This is a genomic window from Bacteroidales bacterium, from assembly GCA_016709865.1.
Lineage (GTDB): Bacteria > Bacteroidota > Bacteroidia > Bacteroidales > VadinHA17 > LD21.
This window is the reverse complement of record JADJLX010000002.1, coordinates 340,156-360,165: the sequence shown is the minus strand read 5'-3', so window position 1 is coordinate 360,165 and position 20,010 is coordinate 340,156. Positions and strand designations below refer to the sequence as shown.

Annotated in this window: 16 protein-coding genes; 4 read left to right on the top strand and 12 right to left on the bottom strand. The window is 40.3% G+C overall.

Annotation, left to right across the window (positions count from 1 at the left end; all coding sequences use genetic code 11):
- Window positions 1-33: 33 nt before the first annotated feature.
- From IPJ16_03520 to rho, 5 genes are all read right to left on the bottom strand, one after another.
- Entirely contained in the window at window positions 34-2,040 is a 2,007-nt protein-coding gene (locus IPJ16_03520) for a ComEC/Rec2 family competence protein (GenBank protein ID MBK7626259.1), read from the bottom strand.
- 83 nt (window positions 2,041-2,123) lie between these two features.
- Entirely contained in the window at window positions 2,124-2,690 is a 567-nt protein-coding gene (def, locus tag IPJ16_03515) for a peptide deformylase (protein MBK7626258.1), read from the bottom strand.
- 14 nt (window positions 2,691-2,704) lie between these two features.
- The gene (gene ruvX, locus IPJ16_03510; protein ID MBK7626257.1) at window positions 2,705-3,127 is read right to left on the bottom strand and encodes a Holliday junction resolvase RuvX; all 423 of its coding nucleotides are present in this window, start codon (window positions 3,125-3,127) and stop codon (window positions 2,705-2,707) included.
- A gap of 175 nt (window positions 3,128-3,302) precedes the next feature.
- The gene (nifJ, locus tag IPJ16_03505; protein MBK7626256.1) at window positions 3,303-6,854 is read right to left on the bottom strand and encodes a pyruvate:ferredoxin (flavodoxin) oxidoreductase; all 3,552 of its coding nucleotides are present in this window, start codon (window positions 6,852-6,854) and stop codon (window positions 3,303-3,305) included.
- A gap of 73 nt (window positions 6,855-6,927) precedes the next feature.
- Window positions 6,928-8,769, bottom strand: coding sequence for a transcription termination factor Rho (gene rho / locus IPJ16_03500; GenBank protein ID MBK7626255.1), 1,842 nt, complete (start codon window positions 8,767-8,769; stop codon window positions 6,928-6,930).
- 356 nt (window positions 8,770-9,125) lie between these two features.
- Between rho and IPJ16_03495 the strand changes: the two genes are divergently transcribed.
- A complete protein-coding gene (locus IPJ16_03495; protein ID MBK7626254.1) occupies window positions 9,126-9,989 on the top strand; it encodes a sigma-70 family RNA polymerase sigma factor in 864 nt (287 codons plus the stop codon).
- A 35-nt stretch (window positions 9,990-10,024) separates the two neighbouring features.
- A complete protein-coding gene (locus IPJ16_03490) occupies window positions 10,025-10,678 on the top strand; it encodes a ribulose-phosphate 3-epimerase (protein MBK7626253.1) in 654 nt (217 codons plus the stop codon).
- 101 nt (window positions 10,679-10,779) lie between these two features.
- Here the strand turns inward: IPJ16_03490 and miaA are convergent, their stop codons facing one another.
- From miaA to IPJ16_03460, 6 genes are all read right to left on the bottom strand, one after another.
- Window positions 10,780-11,679 (bottom strand): tRNA (adenosine(37)-N6)-dimethylallyltransferase MiaA, encoded by a 900-nt coding sequence (gene miaA, locus IPJ16_03485; protein ID MBK7626252.1) that lies wholly within the window; start codon window positions 11,677-11,679, stop codon window positions 10,780-10,782.
- A 4-nt stretch (window positions 11,680-11,683) separates the two neighbouring features.
- Entirely contained in the window at window positions 11,684-12,253 is a 570-nt protein-coding gene (locus tag IPJ16_03480) for a hypothetical protein (protein ID MBK7626251.1), read from the bottom strand.
- Window positions 12,254-12,295: 42 nt separating this feature from the next.
- The gene (locus IPJ16_03475) at window positions 12,296-13,351 is read right to left on the bottom strand and encodes an acyl-CoA reductase (protein ID MBK7626250.1); all 1,056 of its coding nucleotides are present in this window, start codon (window positions 13,349-13,351) and stop codon (window positions 12,296-12,298) included.
- Between the two features lie 142 nt (window positions 13,352-13,493).
- Window positions 13,494-15,056, bottom strand: a complete 1,563-nt coding sequence (locus tag IPJ16_03470) for an energy transducer TonB (GenBank protein MBK7626249.1) — start codon at window positions 15,054-15,056, stop codon at window positions 13,494-13,496.
- A 153-nt stretch (window positions 15,057-15,209) separates the two neighbouring features.
- The gene (locus tag IPJ16_03465; GenBank protein MBK7626248.1) at window positions 15,210-16,661 is read right to left on the bottom strand and encodes a TonB family protein; all 1,452 of its coding nucleotides are present in this window, start codon (window positions 16,659-16,661) and stop codon (window positions 15,210-15,212) included.
- Complete coding sequence (locus IPJ16_03460; protein ID MBK7626247.1) at window positions 16,662-17,039, bottom strand: BlaI/MecI/CopY family transcriptional regulator; 378 nt, start codon at window positions 17,037-17,039, stop codon at window positions 16,662-16,664.
- Window positions 17,040-17,271: 232 nt separating this feature from the next.
- Here IPJ16_03460 and IPJ16_03455 point away from each other — a divergent pair, with 232 nt between their 5' ends.
- Both IPJ16_03455 and IPJ16_03450 read left to right on the top strand, forming a co-directional pair.
- On the top strand, window positions 17,272-18,513 hold the full coding sequence (locus IPJ16_03455; protein ID MBK7626246.1) for an ABC transporter permease: 1,242 nt from the start codon (window positions 17,272-17,274) through the stop codon (window positions 18,511-18,513).
- A gap of 11 nt (window positions 18,514-18,524) precedes the next feature.
- On the top strand, window positions 18,525-18,902 hold the full coding sequence (locus IPJ16_03450; GenBank protein ID MBK7626245.1) for a DUF1987 domain-containing protein: 378 nt from the start codon (window positions 18,525-18,527) through the stop codon (window positions 18,900-18,902).
- A gap of 92 nt (window positions 18,903-18,994) precedes the next feature.
- Here the strand turns inward: IPJ16_03450 and gap are convergent, their stop codons facing one another.
- A complete protein-coding gene (gene gap / locus IPJ16_03445; protein MBK7626244.1) occupies window positions 18,995-20,002 on the bottom strand; it encodes a type I glyceraldehyde-3-phosphate dehydrogenase in 1,008 nt (335 codons plus the stop codon).
- Between the last annotated feature and the right edge of the window lie 8 nt (window positions 20,003-20,010).

Genomic DNA, 20,010 nt, shown 5'->3' with positions numbered 1-20,010 from the left:
TCAAGTTTTTTGCTCAAATAATTTATAAACCGGTTATATGCTTTTAGCAAATGCTCCTGACCTTCTGACAAAATGGACAGTATCTGTAACATTCTTTTTAAACCTTAAAGAATTTGGGAGACCAGGTGAATATTCCGAAGTTAAAATTAGGGTGGAAGGCAGGTATTTCGCTTGTGAGAATGAATCGAAACCTGATTTTAGTCCTGTTAGTATGACAATATCAGGCTTGTATCTTTGAATAGTACTTTCATCAAAAGACCGGATGATAAGTATTTTCTTTCCGGCATCAATGAAGTTCAGATTACTGTTCAGGACATTTGATTTTACGTGCAGCCCGAGAGTTGAACTATGCTTCATAACCTCCTGCCTTATAATGGATGAATCGGAATACACATTTAATATTTTACCTGTCCTGACTGCGATTGTAGAAGTCCCGGGGGTGTTATATACAATTAGTTCATTGCTTCTTCTGACTGAAAGCTGATTTATTGTTCCGTAACCAATAAGTATTATGAACATAGCCGCCAGTGCAGGAACAGAAAATGCCTCTTTTTTGAGAAGATATGAAGAGATAAGGAATATTATGATTGTAAGTAAAATGCACTCTGCTGTTGTCATTCCGATATTCTCCAAACCTGAACCGGGAAGATCTGCGGCTATGGCAGTCATGTTTTCTGTTAAGCCTGTCATGTAGTTGAGAGCTTTCGCTATCAGAGTCGAAATTAAATTAAGCGGATATAACAATGGAACAAAGCATCCGGTTACAATCAACAGCGATGACATAGGAACAATTATGAGATTCGTAATTACAAAATATACAGGGAACCTGTTGAAAAGCATTATTGTAAGAGGGAGTGTACCTGCCTGTGCAACAATCGTAACAGCAATTGACTGCCATATTTTGTCAGCTATAATATTCTTAAACTGAAGCTTTTGATAGAAGATCTGGTAAAAGGTGATTATATATATTACAGCTGAATAGGAGAGAAGAAAGCCAGCATCAAAGATAACCGAAGGTCTGATAAGTATCAGGATAAATGCTGAAGCCAGCACTGAGTTGATACCATTTACTCTTCGTTTCATTAGTGTACCAGCCTGTATAAATGTGAACATCAGAGTTGCTCTTAGAACAGATGGTGTTAGTCCTGTAACAAATGCAAATGACCAGAGAAAAAGTATTGCTATTAGTACTCTCAGAATGTTATACCTGCCTTTCAGAAAGAAGAGCAGACTGAATATGAACATGCTCAGAATCACAGCATGAAGTCCCGATACTGCCATAATATGCATTACTCCGGCCCTTATAAAGTTCTGCTTCTGTTCGGGATCAAGCATTTTTTTCTGCCCAAGGATAACCGCGGAAATTATTGCCAGATTATTACCGGTTATACCCCGTGTTCTGTACATGTCAATTATTTTTTCCCTTATAATCAGTGCTCTGTGTGCAATTTTCCTGTTTTCCGGTTTTTGAATGAGTGAAATATTTTGGCTTGCAGTAAAAGCATAGTATTTAATACAATTGTTCTCCATAAAAAACCTGTAGTCGAATTCATATGGATTACCTCTGTTTGTTATTGCTACTGGTGTGCATTTTACAAGCAGGATATCACCTGGAAGGAAGGAATTTATCAAAGAATCCTTTTTATTATACAGCAGCATTGAGCCATTGACACTTACCATGCTGTCCTGTAAAAAAATCCTGTGCATCTTTACCTTCAGCAGAAAGCTATTCTCTTTTTCTTCAGGGAAGTCGGAAAGAGTGCAGATGAAGACTGAAGGTTCTGTCTTAAGATCAGACAAAGATGTTTTTTCATTGTTATAAAGAAGTAATCCGAGCAGGAAGAGTGACAACGTCAGTGTTATACCGAATAAGCTGTTAATCTGGTACTTATTATAAAACAGACTTACTGTGAAACCTGTAACAATAAAAAAAGCAAATGCACACAGGAAGTAAGTATCCGGTTTGATATAAAGGCCTGAAATAATTCCGGCACATAACGGCAGGCCAATACGAAGAAACGGAATTTCTTTATGTAGCACAGTCCGCAGCTTTGGAGACTATATAAAGATATGAAATATTTGTTATGTATGGAACGGTCGCGACCGTTCCTTAAATAACCTATCTATCGTATCTTTTGTCCCGGCAGTACAGTCTTGTACTCAGCATCAAATCTGCCCTTGCTGATTGCTGTAAGCTTGCTTTTGAGAAGTCTTCTTCGAAGCGGGCTGACTTTATCTGTAAACATTATTCCGTCGAGGTGATCATACTCATGCTGAATTACTCTGGCTTTGTAGCCATCGTATATTTCGTCGTGGTATTCCCACTTTTCATCATAGTAGGTGATTCTGATTCTGGATTCACGGGTAACTTCTTCCCTGAGGTTTGGAATACTCAGGCACCCCTCATTCATTGGAACAAGTTCCCCGCTTTTTTCAACAATATGGGCATTTATGAATACTTTTTTGAAGTCTGCCAGTGAAGGTTCATCTTCAGCTACCGGTGTGCCGTCAATAACGAATATCCTGATCGATTTTCCTATCTGAGGTGCCGCAAGTCCCAGTCCCTCTGAGTAATACATTGTCTCAAAAAGATCAGGTATAAGCTGATCGAGCCCCGGATAATCCTTATCAATCTCTTCAGCTACTTTTCTTAGAACCGCATGACCGTATACTACAATAGGGTAAATCATTCTTGATATTAATTTTATTTTTTATTAGATCTGTTATCCAGGAAAGATCTTAGTATCAGTGAGGCACTTATCTTATCAACCATCGATTTATCCTGTCTTTCCTTTTTTTTTACTCCTCCGTCAATCATTGTCTGAAATGCCATCTGCGATGTAAATCTCTCATCAGCAAGGTGTATGTGCTTGTCGGGGTATGTTTTTTTTAGTTTTTTTATGAACGGATTTATGTATTTAACAGCTTCACTGGGTAAGTTGTTCATTTGAACCGGATAACCAATTACAAATGCATCCACAACTTCAGTTTCAAGATAGTTTTCAATAAATGTGTCAAATTCTTTTGGACTTACTGTTGTCAGAGGGGAGGCAAAGATCTGCATCGGATCAGTCACTGCCAGTCCGATACGTTTTGTGCCGTAGTCTATACCTATTATCCGTCCCATAAATTAAATAAGGCACAAAAGTACGAATATTATTTAAAAATGACGCACGACGCACGACGCACGACACACACATGGAACTTAATTGAGTCTTTTCTTCCCTGTGCTGTGAGTCGTTAGTCTTGTGCCGAAAAAAAAAGCCACCCTCACGGATGGCTTTTCTATTTTCTGGTTTCTATTATTCAGTTTTTTCAACTGCCGGTGCGAAATCCATAGCAGCAAGTCGCTTGTATGAATTGTACCTCCATTTGGCATTCTCTTCTGCAGCTTTGAAAAGTTTTTCAGCTTCGCCAGGGAATGCTTTAACAAGAGAAGTATAGCGCACTTCAGTCATCAGGAAGTCCTGGAACTTACTCCAGTCAGGCTCTTTTGAATCGAGTGTGAATGGATTCTTTCCTTCATTTTCAAGTAAAGGATTATACCTGTAAGTATGCCAGTATCCTGATGCAACAGCATCTTTTGTCTGAGCCTGTGTCCTGCCCATTCCATCTCTCAAACCGTGGTTAATACATGGTGAGTATGCTATAATAAGTGATGGTCCGGGATATGCTTCAGCCTCTTTAATTGCTTTGAAGTACTGGGCATTGTTTGCTCCCATTGCCACCTGAGCAACATAAACATAACCATAGCTCATTGCCATCATTCCAAGATCCTTCTTACGGATTTTCTTACCTGATGCAGCGAATTTTGCAACAGCTCCTGCAGGCGTTGATTTAGAAGACTGGCCTCCGGTATTTGAATATACTTCAGTATCGAGAACAAGTACATTTACGTCTTCTCCTGATGCGAGAACATGATCAAGTCCGCCGTAGCCGATATCATATGCCCATCCGTCGCCACCGAATATCCAATGAGATTTCTTGATAAGATATTGCTTAAGGCTTAAGATTTCTTTAGCAACTTCTGATTTATCCTTTGCAAGTACCTCGATAACTTTTGCAGATGCAGCTCTTGAAGCTTCGGCATTATCTTTTTCTTTGAGCCATTCTTCAAAAGCACCTTTTGTTTCAGCACTTAATTTGCCTTCTGCTATTGCATCAGTCATTCTCTTGGCAATACGGTCTCTGAGTGCATTTGCACCAAGTGAGAGGCCATAACCATATTCAGCATTATCTTCAAACAGTGAGTTAGCCCAAGCCGGACCCTGACCATTCTTGTTATATGTATATGGAGTGGAAGGAGCAGAGCCACCATAGATTGAAGAACATCCTGTTGCGTTTGAAACAATCATTCTGTCGCCGAAAAGCTGGGTGATTGATTTGATATAAGGTGTCTCACCACAACCGGCACATGCGCCTGAGAATTCAAACAAAGGCTGTGCAAACTGGCTGTTCTTGACATTCACAAATTTGTCAACAACTGTATCCTTATAGCCTACTTTCTCATGCATATATGTCCAGCGTTCAATCTCTTCAGTCTGTGTCTCAAGAGGTTTCATTATCAGAGCCTTATTCTTTGAAGGACAAACATCAGCACAGTTGCTGCAGCCTGTACAGTCAAGTACGCTGACCTGAATTTTGAATTTGTATGCTTTGAGAGCTCCGGGTATACCCTGAATAGATTTTGTTCCTTCAGGAGCATTAGCAAGTTCCTCTTCTGTCATAAGGAAAGGACGTATAGCTGCGTGAGGACAAACATATGAACACTGGTTACACTGAATACACTCATTTGGCTGCCATTCAGGTACGTTAACTGCAATACCGCGTTTTTCGTACTGTGAGGTTCCTGACGGGAAAGTACCATCTTCTCTGCCGGCAAATGCACTTACAGGAAGATCATCACCTTTCATTCCGTTTATTGGTTCCATCACTTCGCGGATGAATTCAGGAATTTCGCGTGTATCAACTGGTTTTGTTACTGTTATTTTCGCCCATTCTGCGGGGATCTCGATCTTATCAACAGCACTGCCCCTGTCAACAGCGGCATAGTTCATGTTAACCACATCTTCACCCTTTTTGCCATAACTCTTATAGATGGCATGCTTCATTTCCTTTTCAGCTTTCTCATAAGGAATTACATTAGCCACCTTGAAGAATGCTGCCTGCATGATTGTGTTTGTGCGTGTTCCAAGACCAAGTTCTTCAGCAATCAGAGTAGCGTTGATTGTGTAGAAGTTAATATGGTTTTCAGCCATATACTTCTTCATATGATCAGGAAGATGTTTTTTTGTTGTTTCAGCATCCCAGATTGAATTCAGAAGGAATGTTCCGCCTTTCTTCAATCCTTTAAGCATATCATATTTGTCGAGATATGATGGCACATGGCAAGCTACAAAGTCAGGAGTATTGACAAGATAAGGTGAACGGATCGGCTTATCGCCGAAACGAAGATGTGATGTTGTAATACCACCCGATTTCTTTGAATCATATGCAAAGTATGCCTGGCAGTATTTATCTGTTGTATCACCAATAATCTTAATTGAATTTTTGTTTGCACCAACTGTTCCGTCTGAACCCAGTCCATAAAATTTAGCTGAGTAAGTTCCGGGAAGAGCGACGTTTATTTCAGGAAGTATCGGGAGAGAATGGAAAGTAACATCATCAACGATACCTACTGTAAACTGATTTTTCGGTTCTTTGAGTTTCATGTTTTCAAAAACAGAAAGAATCATGCTTGGAGTAGTGTCTTTTGAGCTGAGTCCATAACGTCCGCCAACTATCAGAGGACGCTCCTGTTTGTCATAAAACATCTCTTTTATATCGAGATAGAGCGGTTCGCCGTTTGCACCAATTTCCTTTGTGCGGTCGAGAACAGTAACCTTTTTAACCGATTTCGGGAATACATTAAAGAAATACTTGGCTGAGAAAGGACGATAAAGATGTACGCTTATCAGACCTACTTTTTCGCCTTTTTCCCTTAAATAGTCGATTGTCTCCTTTGTTGTTTCTGTTATTGAGCCCATTGCAACAATAATGTTCTCAGCATCGGGAGCACCATAATAGGTAAATGGTTTGTAATCTCTTCCTGTTAGTTTGTTTATTTCAACCATGTATGAGTTAACGAGATCAGGAATTGGTTCATAGAACTTGTTTACTGCCTCTTTAGCCTGGAAGAAAATATCAGGGTTTTGTGCTGTACCCCTGGTTACAGGATGCTCAGGATTAAGTGCGTTAGTGCGGAATTGTGTAAGAGCTTCAATATCAATAAGTTTTTTCAGATCATCCATTTCCATGATCTCGACTTTCTGAACTTCGTGTGAAGATCTGAAACCATCGAAGAAATGAAGGAAAGGAACTCTTGACTTTATTGCTGCGAGGTGAGCTATTCCTGCGAGATCCATAATCTCCTGAACGCTGCCTGTTGCAAGCATCGCGAAACCTGTCTGACGTGTTGAATATACGTCACTGTGGTCGCCAAATATTGAAAGAGCGTGAGCTGCCACAGTACGGGCGCTTACATGAAAGACTCCGGGAAGAAGTTCTCCTGCAATCTTGTACATGTTAGGGATCATAAGCAGCAGACCCTGTGAAGCAGTAAATGTTGTACATAGTGCACCTGTCTGCAGAGCACCATGTAAAGCACCTGCAGCACCGGCTTCAGATTGCATCTCTACAACCTTTACCTGTTCACCGAAGATGTTTTTTAGTCCATTTGCTGACCATTCATCAACGTATTCTGCCATTGTGGAAGAAGGTGTGATAGGATATATGCAAGCGACCTCGCTGAACATATATGCCACATGCGCTGCGGCCTGATTGCCGTCGCATGTTATAAATTTTTTTGTTGCCATTGTGATTTGTATATAATTGATTTAAAAGAATATTCTTGAAATCGAGCACAAAATTATAAAAAAAATCGCTTCGTTATCCTCCATTCATTGAAATAAGAAATTCTTCATTCGATTTAGCCTGTAACAGTCTGTCTCTCAGGAATTCCATTGCTTCAACAGAGTTCATGTCCGTGAGGAAATTTCTTAATACCCATATTTTCTGGAGTATATTTTTATTCAGAAGCAGGTCTTCCCTTCTTGTACTGGAAGCAGGAATGTCAATTGACGGGAAGATCCTCCTGTTGGAGAGTTTGCGGTCGAGCTGGAGTTCCATATTACCGGTTCCCTTGAATTCCTCGAAGATTACATCATCCATTTTTGAGCCTGTCTCGGTAAGAGCGGTGGCTAGTATTGTAAGTGATCCTCCATTCTCAATGTTACGGGCAGCGCCAAAGAACCTCTTCGGTTTATGCAGTGCATTTGAATCAACACCGCCTGAGAGTACTTTACCCGAGGCAGGTGCAGTTGTGTTAAAAGCTCTTGCAAGCCTTGTAATTGAATCGAGAAGAATGACAACATCATGTCCGCATTCAACAAGTCTTTTTGCTTTTTCGAGAACGATATTGGCAACACGGCAGTGACGCTCGGCTGGTTCATCAAATGTAGAGGCAATAACCTCTGCTTTAACGTTTCTGGCCATGTCTGTAACCTCTTCGGGTCGTTCATCAATAAGCAGGATCATCAGATAAACCTCAGGGTGATATTTTGCAATTGCATTTGCTATTTCCTGAAGCAGTATTGTTTTACCGGTTTTAGGCTGTGCAACAATTAGTCCGCGCTGCCCTTTACCAATAGGAGTAAACATATCAATCACCCTGACTGACAAAGAGCCTTCTCCCGGCTGGCATAATGTGAATTTTTCGTCAGGAAACAAGGGTGTAAGAAAGTCAAAAGGTACGCGGTCCCTTATAAAGTCGGGACTTCTTCCGTTAATCTCATCAACTTTTATAAGGGGAAAATATTTTTCACCTTCTTTTGGCGGACGGATAGATCCTTTTATAGTATCGCCTGTTTTCAGTCCGAAAAGTTTGATCTGAGACTGTGAAACGTAAATATCATCCGGTGAATTAAGATAGTTGTAGTCAGGTGACCTTAAGAACCCGTAACCATCGGGCATTATCTCAAGAACTCCCGTATTATATATAATACCTTCAAAATCATATGGTTTCTCTCTTCTTTCTTCCTTTACCCTTACTACTTCAGGCACAACTTCTTTTACCGGCGGGTCGACAATAATATCGCCAAAGTAAGGTTCTGATGCCGGCTTAACTTCTTCTGAAGGGATTTCATTGCTTATAATACGGTGATTATTCTCTTCAAGCGGATCTGAAATCTGCTCAGGTCTCCTCTTTTCAAATTTAACAGGAGGTTTCTTTTCGAACCTGTCATTACGTTCATACTTGTCTTCACGCCTCTGATCAGGACTCCATTTAGGAGCTCTTTTCTCAACAGGCATCTGTTCAGGTTTCCTGAAAAGATCTGGTTTTTCCTCTGGTTTCTCAGATTTTGGAGATTGCTCTTTCCAGTCAGTTGGTCTTGTATCTGGTTTTATAAGATCATCGGGTGATACTTTTATTACTGATTCTACCGGCCTTTTCAGAATGGGCTTTAGTGTTCTTGGCCGTTTTCCTCTCCTGAGTAAAGAATCAGAATCCTGGTTTCCTGATTCCTGTGAAGATGATTCTTTTTCAACCTCAACCTCAGGCTCAGGCTTGGGAGAAGGTTTGTTTTCAGTGGCTTCAATTGCCTGTTGATCAAGGATTTTGTAAATTAAATCCTGTTTTTTTAAAGATTCTGCTTTTTTGATATTCAGCTCCTTGGCTATATCCTTTAATTCAGGAAGCAGCTTCTTACTTAACTCAAGAATGTCGTACATATTTTAATGATAAATGGAATATAAGAGATCTTATTGATTTTTTTGGAAACCCGGACCAAGAAATGAATATCGGCCCGATGGATTATGCAACCACAATTTTACATATCCGAAAAACGCTGCAATAATAAAAAAAATTGCTAATATAATTCCTGTCAAAAGTTATTTAAAATGCAACGGAGTTTTATCAAATCTATTAGTAATTTGATATTCAATACGTAAAATAGCTGTGCAATTTACTAATAAAACTATTATTAATCAAAAAAAAGTTACCATAATCCGTTGTACAGAAGCATTTTTTTATTAAAATTGTATCTAAAGGCTGAATTTTCTTTGAAAAACTAAATTCTGACCATCACATGCGTCAGTTAAAGATAACAAAACAAGTCACTAACCGCGATACTCCATCACTGGATAAATATCTTCAGGAGATTGGACGGGTCGAACTAATTTCTCCTGAAGAGGAAGTAGTTTTAGCCAGACGAATAAAATCAGGTGAAACAGAAGCCTTACGGAAACTTGTAAAAGCGAATCTTCGTTTTGTTGTCTCAGTTGCCAAGCAATACCAGAATCAGGGCATGAGTCTGCCCGACCTTATAAATGAAGGAAACCTCGGTCTGATGAAAGCTGCCCAGCGTTTTGATGAGACACGCGGATTCAAATTCATTTCTTATGCTGTATGGTGGATCAGGCAGGCGATATTGCAGGCTCTCGCAGAGCAGGCCAGGATAGTTCGTCTTCCTGTAAATAAAATAGGGTCAATAAACAGAATAAACAGGGCTTTTGCCCGGCTTGAACAGGAGTTTGAACGCGAACCTAATTCACAGGAGATAGCAGATACTCTTGAGATGGTGCCTGATGATGTTAAGGAGGCACTTAAAACCAATGGAAGAACCGTGAGCATGGATGCACCGATAAGTGCTGAAGAAGATAATAACATGTACGATGTTCTTCAGAGTGTAGATACTCCTAGTCCTGACAAGAACCTTATAAATGAATCACTTGCATATGAGATAGAAAGGGCTCTGAGTACCCTCTCTCCCCGAGAAGCCAAGGTGCTGAAATTGTATTTTGGACTGGGGATGAAACATCCTTTTACTCTTGAAGAGATAGGAGAGGAGCTGAGTCTGACACGCGAAAGGGTAAGACAGATAAAGGAAAAAGCAATCAAAAGGATTCAGTTTACTACCCGCTGCCGGATCCTTAAATCATATCTCGGTTAACAATTTGTTTCTATCTTTGCCCAAAATATTTATAAATGGATCATCTTGTCTCTCCTTCACTTTTAGCTGCTGATTTCGGTAATCTTCAGAAAGATGTATTAATGGTTAATCAGAGTCAGGCCGACTGGATTCACCTCGATATTATGGATGGTGTTTTTGTACCCAATATTTCTTTCGGATTTCCGGTAATTGAAAGTGTGAAGCGAGTCGCAGAAAAACCTCTTGATGTTCATCTGATGATTGTCGACCCCGACCGGTATCTTACGCGTTTTTGTGAAGCAGGAGCTAATGTGCTGACTGTTCAGTTTGAGGCATGCCCTCATCTGCACAGGACAGTTTCCGAAATTCGCCGGCTTGGAATGAAAGCAGGTGTTGCCGTTAACCCGCATACTCCTGTTTCGCTGCTTAAAAATATTCTTCCATCTATTGATATGGTACTGATAATGACCGTTAATCCGGGTTTCGGCGGACAGTCATTTATCCCTGAGAGCTATAATAAAATAGCAGAACTCAGGGGAATGATTGATAAAGGAGGTTATAATGTTATGATTGAGGTTGATGGCGGCATCGATACAAAAAACGCTGCCAGATTAATAGAGACCGGGGTCAATGTACTTGTAGCCGGAAATTCTGTTTTCAGTTCTAAGGATCCGAAAGGTACTATTCAGAAATTGAAGCAATTGGATTGAATTGCCTCATCCCCCTTGCCCCCTTCTCCCAGGAGAGAAGGGGGTATGCCCGTAATTAACAAGAATTAAAGTCCCTCCCTCTTGGGGGAGGGTCCCGATAGCTATCGGGATAGGGAGAGGGAATTAGTTAAAAATTCGATAATTTCCTGATAATTCTCAGGACTAAACCATTTTATATCGCCATCCTTACTCCACCATGTAATCTGCCGTTTAGCGTAACGGCGGCTGTTTCGTTTTATTAGTTCTATTGCTTTTTCGCGTGTGATTGTTCCGTCGAAATACTCAAAAAACTCCCTGTATCCAACGCAATTCATAGCATTCAGCTCCCGTAAATGGTAAAGCTGCCTGGCTTCTTCTTCCAGTCCGCTGGTAATCATTTCATCAACCCTTGAATTAATTCTTGCGTAAAGTTCCTCTCTGTCGCGCTCCAATCCGATCCTGATAATTGAGAAATCCCTGTTCCTCTTTTGTTTTTTAAGAAATGATGAATACGGTCTGCCTGTCGTTTCACAGATCTCGAGAGCTCTCAGAATTCTTTTATAATTTTTCAGGTCGACTTTCGAATAATGTTCCGGATCGAGAAGTTTGAGGGCCACTCTTAAGCTTTCTATTCCTTCCCTTTCATAAAGCCGGAGGTATTTCTTCCTTGCTTCCGGGTCTACGTCAGGGATATCGTCGTATCCCTTGCAGACAGCATCGATGTACAGGCCCGACCCGCCTGTCATTAAAGCCACATTGTTCTTTTTGAATAATTGAGGCAGAAGGCTTAATACATCTCTTTCAAAAAGACTTGCACTGTAGTACTCTCTGGCAGAAATAAACCTGATGAAATGGTGTTTGATTTTATTAAGCTGGGAATCTGACGGCACTGCTGTGCCAATCTTCATTTCACTGAAAAACTGTCTTGAATCAGCTGAAATAATCTCACAATTGAACTTTTCAGCTAAGTCAATTGAAATATCAGTTTTGCCGACACAAGTCGGACCCAGTACAACTATCAGGAAATTATTCTTCGTCCTCGTTCAGGTTATCAATATTTTCGAAGTCGGGAAGGGTCTCTTCATCATCTCCATTAAGGAAAAGATCATCAACTTCTGGTTCAACCTCAACATCTACATCATCATCATCGTCATCAGAGACGACAATGTTGTTGTATAGTTTACGGGTTGTTCCGCTGAAAATCACCTGTTTGGGAGGAAGCCCCTTGGAATTGGTACATGAAGGATATTCACGGCCATCAATCTCTTTTGCTTCTCCGGTATATTCAACAAAGAGTGATCTCTCGTTGAAAAAGTCAAAAACGTATAATAGTTTCTGGTTCTTGCGGAAAATAATATCTTCCAGAACAGCAACTTCCATCGTCGAAGAACCGGTGCCCATGTCGAAAAGAGTAAATTCTTCTTCCTTCTCCCAATTATCCGTTGCCATAAAAAATGAAGCCATCTGGGATTTGTCAAACTCCAATTCGTCCTGAATCTGGTTGTGAAAATCCATTAATGTGTGCGTGTCCAGGAATTCGAACTCCCTGACAAATGCCTCATCTTCATCTGATAACACTACAAATTTATAAACCATAACATGTATTAATTCGATGGGTGCAATATAATATTTTTTAGATTACAATATTCCGGCATAATTTTTTTTTAAAAGAAATTCTATTGTGTCAGTTCCGTCAGCATAATCCCATAAATCAGGTGACTGTGCCTGACCGAACTGAATATGGTGTTTGCCAACAATGCACTGAATGTTTTCTTTCATCAGTTCAGTCTGCTTTATAACATCATTCAGGGAGTTATAATATTCATAATGAAGAACAGAAACCGGCGATGATAATTTGTTCTCTTCTTTCATCAGAAGAAATCCTGTGTCGAAAAATTTTTCTTTGTTGACAATATAAACAGCCTTATTGAAATCATAGTTATTGGCATACTTCTGATGACTGATAAAATCTGAGAATGATTTCCATCTATTGGTGAATATTGACAGATCGTAACCCTTTGGGAGATAGATCTTTGATACATTTCTGCATCCGAGTCCAAAGTAGGAAAATATATCAGTACCCAGAGCCTCAAGCTGTTTGTCTGGTTCATCTCCTTCAAGGATCGCTATGCTGTTCCTGTTTTTCCTTATTATGTTTGGATATTTTCCGAAATAGTATTCAAAGTATCTGGAACTGTTGTCACTTCCTGTAGCGATAACAACATCGAATCCTTTGAGTGGCTCATCAGTAAAAACTATTTTGTTTCCGAATTCCGGATTTAACTCACAAAGAAGTTTAGAAATATATATAAGTAGTTCAGAGTCTTTAGAACTGGTTTTTGCTATAAGCTTGTTTCCGGTTATGAGCACACTAAGAAAATCGTGAAAACCTACAAGAGGAATATTGCCAGCCATGATTACACCTGCTGAGACCGGTTTGGTTTTTTCTTTTAGCTGCGGATAGGAGTTGGTCCAGTGTATAAGGTTTTCTTCCGTAAGCTTATCTGCGATGGCATTCAGTGCAGATCGCACGTTTGCAGGAGTGAACCATGGATTTGTCAGGTGTTGATTATTAATTATATTGTTGATATGTAGGGAACGGTCGCGACCGTTCCCTGCATAACCATCAGATAATATCTGTCGTAAGGTTTCCCCCAGTTCCGCAAATGATTTTATCCTTTCGTTGAGATCCATAATTTTGATAGGTTCAGCATGCAAATTTACTGAATTCGGATTACAATGAAACAAAAAAATCCGGCAGGAGACCTGCCGGATTTTTTATGATGTAAAATACGATGTGTTTGTAGAGACGCGATGCATCGCGTCTCTACGGGAATTATTTTAATGTAAATACTACAGGCATCATATACCAAACTTTTACAGGTGTCCCGTCCAGCGTTCCCGGATTCCATTTAGGAAGGAGTTTTATGACTCTTACTGCTTCAGCGTCAAGTTCAGGATTGATACCTCTTATTACAGATACCCCGCTGACAGTGCCATCTGTTTCTATTGAGAAACGGAGGTTAACTTTTCCTGATATCAGACTCTCTTTTGCTGCTTTAGGATAAACAATATTTGCATTTATGAATTTGTACATAGCTGTTTCTCCGCCCTTAAAAGAAGGAGGAACATCATATCCTGAAGGCAATGGGGGCGGTGGAGGAGCTGGAGCGGCAGATTTATCAGCAGGTTTATCAAGTCCGAAAGATATAGGTACCATATACCATACATTAACAGGTTTGCCACCCTGTTTCCCGGGCTTGAATTTCGGAAGAGCTTTCACTACTCTGATTGCTTCATTATCCAGATCAGGATCCACGCCTTTCAGTACACTTACCCTATCAATGCCGCCGACATCCGTAACACAGAATCGCACGATAACCCGTCCTTCAATGCCATTCTTCTTTGCATTTTCAGGGTATTTGGTGTTATCCCTGATCCAGGCAAGCAATACGCTGTCGCCTCCGGGGAACATTGGCATCTCTTCAACAACAACATAAGGAGCCCCTTCTTCCATTACAACCGGGGCACGGGGAGTTGTCAGAAAATCATAGTTGGTCATCCACAGGAATCTTACAGACTTACCTTTCTCCATTCCGGGCTGCCATTTGGGCATCATTTTGGTTACTCTGATTGCTTCTGCATCTAGAGTCGGAGATACTCCATTCATTACTTTAATATTGGTTACAGAACCATCCTTTTCAACAATGAACCGGACCATCACCATCCCTTCTATCCCAAGGCTTTTTATTTCCGGCGGGAATTTTACATTGTCTTCTTTAAATTTCTTAAGAGCTTCGTTTCCTCCTGTAAATGAGGGCATTGATTTCGTACTTGTATAAATAGTATCTGTTCCAGTCACTTCGAAGCGCGATGGCCGTGTAACAGGATCTCCGCTTAGGGTGAATGTAATTGGTACCATATACCATACCGGTACAGCTTCTCCGTTAAGTTTTCCCGGTGTGAATTTTGGTATTGTGCTCACAACCTTCAAAGCTTCTGCATCGAGGTATGTATTGACACCTTTGAGAATAGAAGCATCAGATACCGTTCCGTCAGCATTAACTTTAAACCTGGTGATAACCCGTCCCTGAATATTCTGATCCTTCGCTTCTTTTGGGTACCTTGTATTTGTAGCTATAAATCTCAGTAATTCAGCATCTCCGCCAGGGAACACTGGCATCTCATCTACGCTTATATAGGCATCTCCTTCCTTTTGTCCGACTGCAGGTTTCTGCACAGGAGGCGGCGGTGGAGGAGGGGGAGGAGGAGGTGCCACCTCAGTAGCGCTTTTTGAGGCCTTCCTTCCTGCCGAGCAGGAAATGACTCCGTACATTATAAATACAAGCAGAGGAATAGATACTAAAATCTTCAGGTTGATAGGTTTTTTTGTTTTCATGTCAGTTGGTTTAAATTCAATACCAAATATACAACGAAATAATTAGTTATACAACTAATTATTTAATTATTTGATAAAATCTGTGAATTATGTAGACCTGATATTGTATATTTTGTAAGGAAGGGTCGCGACCCTTCCTTACATAACATACAATTATTTTAATGTGAACGTAATCGGCACCATATACCAAACCGGAACGGGTTTGCCGCCCTGTTTTCCGGGTTCGAATGTGGGGAGTGTAGATACTACCCTTAATGCTTCCTCATCGAGTTCAGGCGATACTCCTTTGAGGATACTGGCCTGACTAACACCGCCTTTTGCAGTTACACAAAACCTGACTATAACCCGTCCCTGTATATTTGATTCCTTGGCTGCCTGGGGATAATTTGTATTTTCTCCGATGAATTTCAGGAGATTAACATCGCCCCCCGGGAACATAGGCATCTCTTCAACAACAACGAAGGGGACTTCTGCTGCTTCCTCAGCTTCTTTTTTTGGATCCTCGTTTACTTTCTCTTTATCAGCAGGTGGAGGAGGAGGTGGCGGGGGTGGTGCAATATTCTCCTGACTGATTATTTGTTTGATCACTTTTGCAGAAGAAGATGCATTTGTTTCTTTAACAGATGTTTTAGCTGGTTCAGAAAGAGAAGCAGACTGTGATTCTGCCACCGGAAGAGATGAAGTGAGAACGAATGACTCATTATCTGTTTGTTTCAATAATTCATTTTCAGGTATCTCTTTATATGCTGAAATAGCAAGAAAAACAATTGCAATTACAGGCAGTACCAGCAGTAGTTTCATGTTGGCCAGGGCAGATGTGGGTTTCTTTGTCATCATTATCATTCTCCTCTTGATAAGCGAAGGATTTGAGAAACTGTTTGTAAGATTGAATGCCCTTGATTTAAATACCTGGCTTAATAAAAGGCTCTGATAACTGACAACAGGTACCCCTGAACTGATACATTCGTGGTCGGCCTGAAATTCATGAACAGCTCTCAATGCCCTGTTTATCAGATATATTACAGGATTAAACCACTGAAATGCCATAACAGTTTCCATGAAGATAATATCCAGAAAGTGATTCTGTTTCAGGTGGTTTTGTTCATGTCTTATTATTTCCCCTGCTTCTTCCGGACTGAGCCTGGCATTCACAAAGACATAGCCCATTGCAGAAAATCCTGCTGTATTGAAACCATGGAACCTGATTATCCTGCTTCCGGAGCTTCTTTCCCTGAGAATCAGAAAAGCAAGGTTGAGAAGATCGATTATTAGTTTGAACAGGAATGCAACTACACCTATAATATATATGGTATATATAATTTGAATTGTTCCGGGCAGGGTAAAGCCTGATGCCTGATTCCCTAATCCTTCCGGTGAGGCTGTAATGAAGACTTCCGACAGGAATTTACCAAAGAACTGTATATCCATTGGTTTAACTGTCTGGAAAGTTATAAGCGGAAAAACAATTGCTGATACAAGTGAGATCAGGATAAATGCCCTGTTCCGTCCATATGCTGTATCCCTGCTCAGCATTAATGAATATACCAGATAAAATGCAGTCAGATAAACTGCAACCTTTACCATATATATTAATAGTATGTTCATTTATTTGTTTTTTGCTTTTTTTACTTCGCCCTCCATTATTTTCATAATTTCTTCCATCTCCTTTACCGAGATACTCTTTTCCTTGGCAAAGAAACTTACCATTTTCTCAAACGAATTTGAGAAATAGTCGTTTACGAATGTGCTGAGATGTTTTTTCGAATACTCACTTTTTGAAACAACCGGATAGTACTCATGTGTTCGGCCATAGGCCTTATGGGTAACAAAACCTTTATCCTGCAAGATCCTTACTATAGTGCTTACAGTATTATAGGCAGGTTTGGGTTCCTCAAAGTGTTCGAGAATATCTTTTACGAATCCCTTTTTTAGCTTCCACAAGATCTGCATCACTTCTTCTTCTGCTCTCGTTAACTCTCTCATAATTTTCTCGTTTGGTTAAAATTCTTAATTCTTTCCTCTTCTGTTGTTCATTAGCGATTTGCAGCTGTTACAAAATATTCCACAACCAAATATACAACGAAATAATTAGTTATGCAACTAAAATTGTAAAATTTTTATTCTAAAAAGAGCATTCTCCAAAAGGAAAAAAAGTGTACTTTTATTTTTTAAATGAAATGGCGGGTGCAGTTATCTGCAATTGATTAAAGGAATAATGAAGATAAGTATATTCAAGGAAAATTTAAAAATTTCTTTCAGGGCAATCAAGTCCAACAGGGTCAGAGCGATCCTTACTATTTGTATAATTGCTTTTGGTATTATGGCGCTGGTAGGTATTCTTACTGCGATTGATGCAATCAAGTCATCACTCACAAACCAGTTTACCATGATGGGGGCCAATTCGTTTACAATAACCTCGCGGGGGATGAATATTCAGATAGGCAACAGCAGAACACGTGCGAAGAATTTCTCCCGTATCTCCTACAGGGAAGCCGAAGAGTTCAAGAACAGGTTCACCGAAGCTGCATGGGTTTCAATTTCCTTTAATGCTTCAGGACTTGCAACAGTCAAGTATGCTTCTGAGGAGACTAATCCAAACGTAAGCCTTACCGGAGTTGATGAAAATCACCTGACAGTTTCAGGATACGAAATTGAAACCGGAAGGAATTTCAGTGCAGAGGAGGTTCAGATGACCCGTCACTATGTTCTTGTCGGGGCAGATATTGTAAAAGATATTTTTCCTGCAGGAGTTGATCCGCTGGGCAAAGTAATTACTGTGGCCGGACTAAAACTTCAGATTATCGGAATACTTAAAAGTAAGGGGGCAAGTGCTGTGAATGGCGACCGGGTCTGCTTTATGCCTGTAACAACTGCGCGTCAGTATTTTTCCAGGCCAAATATGACTTTCAGTATTACTATAATGCCGATCAATCCTGTAAATCTCGATATGATGACAGGAGAGGCTGAGGCTATCTTCAGGATAATAAGAAATCTGAATCCCAGAGATGAGTCTGATTTCAACATTAATAAGAGCGATAACATTGTTAAGATGCTTCTTGAAAATCTTAAATATGTGACTCTTGCGGCAACCATAATCGGAATAGTGACATTATTTGGTGCCGCAGTCGGTCTTATGAATATTATGCTTGTATCTGTAACCGAACGTACACGTGAGATTGGTATCAGAAAGGCAATAGGCGCCAAGACAGCGACAATTAAATATCAGTTCCTCTTTGAATCAATAATGATTGGTCAGCTTGGTGGCGTTTTTGGCATTATACTAGGTATACTTATCGGAAATGGTGTCTCAGCTGCTCTCGGTTCAAATTTTGTTATCCCATGGGTATGGGTTTTTACCGGAGTGGTGGTATGTTTTATTGTTGGTGTAGTATCAGGCTATGCCCCTGCCGTAAAAGCTGCAAATATTGATCCTATTGAAGCTTTAAGATATGAATAAATTTTAAGAATATGGAAAAACATGTGATACAGGAAGAGTTAAAAAATTGTCCGGGAATAGTTTATTACCCCGATACCAATAAACTTGAACTGGTCGGACGTTCTATCCCGGAAAATCCTGAACTGATTTTCAGGCGCCTTGAAGAATGGATTACTTCCCACTTTGAAAAAAACAAAGGACTGGATGTTTACATTCAGCTGGAGTATATTAACAGCGGTTCATCAAAATATCTGTATGAGGTACTTAAACGGCTTACAGGTTATGGCCGTTCAGGGAAAGCTGTTAAAATCAAATGGCTTTATGAGGAAGACGATGAGGCTATGCTGGAATTGGGTGAACATTATCGCGACACAGCAGGAATTCCTCTCGAAATCGAAATGATTGTATAATTATTATTGGGACGTTGCATTCAACGTCCATCTTAAAATAAAAAGGGACGTTGCATGCAACGTCCCTTTTTTATTTAAATCAGTTGAAATTATTATTTCACAGTGTTCATGTGAGCAATAAGATCGAGGAGTTTGCATGAATAACCCCACTCATTATCATACCATGAAACTACTTTAACAAAATTGTCGTTGAGGGAGATACCTGCTTCTGCATCGAAGATAGAAGTACGTGAATCGCCAATAAAATCGCTTGAAACAACAGCATCTTCTGTATAACCAAGGATCCCTTTTAGCGGACCATCAGCAGCAGCTTTCATAGCTTTCTTAATAGCATCGTAGCTGGCTGGTTTCTCGAGACGGCAGGTAAGGTCAACAACTGATACGTTGAGTGTAGGAACCCTGAAAGCCATACCTGTAAGTTTACCCTTCAGTTCAGGGATAACTTTGGTAACAGCTTTTGCAGCGCCGGTTGATGATGGAATAATGTTTCCTGCAGCTGCGCGTCCGCCTCTCCAGTCCTTTTTGGATGGACCATCGACAGTTTTCTGTGTTGCAGTGGTAGCATGAACAGTTGTCATAAGACCTTCAACAATTCCGAAATTGTCGTGAAGAACCTTTGTTATCGGAGCAAGACAGTTGGTTGTGCATGATGCATTCGATACAACCTGCATGTCAGCTGTATATTTTTTGTTGTTTACACCCATAACAAACATTGGGGTATCATCTTTTGATGGAGCTGACATGACAACACGTTTTGCTCCTGCTGTGATGTGGCCCAGTGCAGTTTCTTTTGTAAGGAAAAGGCCAGTGCACTCAAGTACATATTCTGCACCTACTTCATTCCATTTCAGAGTTGAAGGATCTTTCTCAGATGTTATACGGATACTCTGTCCGTTTACAATAAGCTTACCATCCTTAACTTCAACTTTTCCATCGAATTTACCATGAACTGTGTCGTAGTTAAGCATATATGCAATATAATCCACTTCGAGGAGGTCGTTGATCCCGACTATTTCTATATCGTTCCTCTTCATAGCAGCCCTGAAGGCCAGTCGGCCGATCCTGCCAAAACCGTTGATACCTACTTTAATTTTAGACATTTCTATAT

What these genes read in the sequence shown, in the direction of transcription:
- IPJ16_03470 (MBK7626249.1), bottom strand. Translation starts at nt 15,056, where the DNA reads ATGAAAACAAAAAAACCTATCAACCTGAAGATTTTAGTATCTATTCCT.
- gap (MBK7626244.1), bottom strand. Translation starts at nt 20,002, where the DNA reads ATGTCTAAAATTAAAGTAGGTATCAACGGTTTTGGCAGGATCGGCCGA.
- IPJ16_03465 (MBK7626248.1), bottom strand. Translation starts at nt 16,661, where the DNA reads ATGAACATACTATTAATATATATGGTAAAGGTTGCAGTTTATCTGACT.
- ruvX (MBK7626257.1), bottom strand. Translation starts at nt 3,127, where the DNA reads ATGGGACGGATAATAGGTATAGACTACGGCACAAAACGTATCGGACTG.
- IPJ16_03480 (MBK7626251.1), bottom strand. Translation starts at nt 12,253, where the DNA reads ATGGTTTATAAATTTGTAGTGTTATCAGATGAAGATGAGGCATTTGTC.
- IPJ16_03490 (MBK7626253.1), top strand. Translation starts at nt 10,025, where the DNA reads ATGGATCATCTTGTCTCTCCTTCACTTTTAGCTGCTGATTTCGGTAAT.
- IPJ16_03475 (MBK7626250.1), bottom strand. Translation starts at nt 13,351, where the DNA reads ATGGATCTCAACGAAAGGATAAAATCATTTGCGGAACTGGGGGAAACC.
- def (MBK7626258.1), bottom strand. Translation starts at nt 2,690, where the DNA reads ATGATTTACCCTATTGTAGTATACGGTCATGCGGTTCTAAGAAAAGTA.
- IPJ16_03450 (MBK7626245.1), top strand. Translation starts at nt 18,525, where the DNA reads ATGGAAAAACATGTGATACAGGAAGAGTTAAAAAATTGTCCGGGAATA.
- nifJ (MBK7626256.1), bottom strand. Translation starts at nt 6,854, where the DNA reads ATGGCAACAAAAAAATTTATAACATGCGACGGCAATCAGGCCGCAGCG.
- IPJ16_03455 (MBK7626246.1), top strand. Translation starts at nt 17,272, where the DNA reads ATGAAGATAAGTATATTCAAGGAAAATTTAAAAATTTCTTTCAGGGCA.
- IPJ16_03460 (MBK7626247.1), bottom strand. Translation starts at nt 17,039, where the DNA reads ATGAGAGAGTTAACGAGAGCAGAAGAAGAAGTGATGCAGATCTTGTGG.
- IPJ16_03495 (MBK7626254.1), top strand. Translation starts at nt 9,126, where the DNA reads ATGCGTCAGTTAAAGATAACAAAACAAGTCACTAACCGCGATACTCCA.
- rho (MBK7626255.1), bottom strand. Translation starts at nt 8,769, where the DNA reads ATGTACGACATTCTTGAGTTAAGTAAGAAGCTGCTTCCTGAATTAAAG.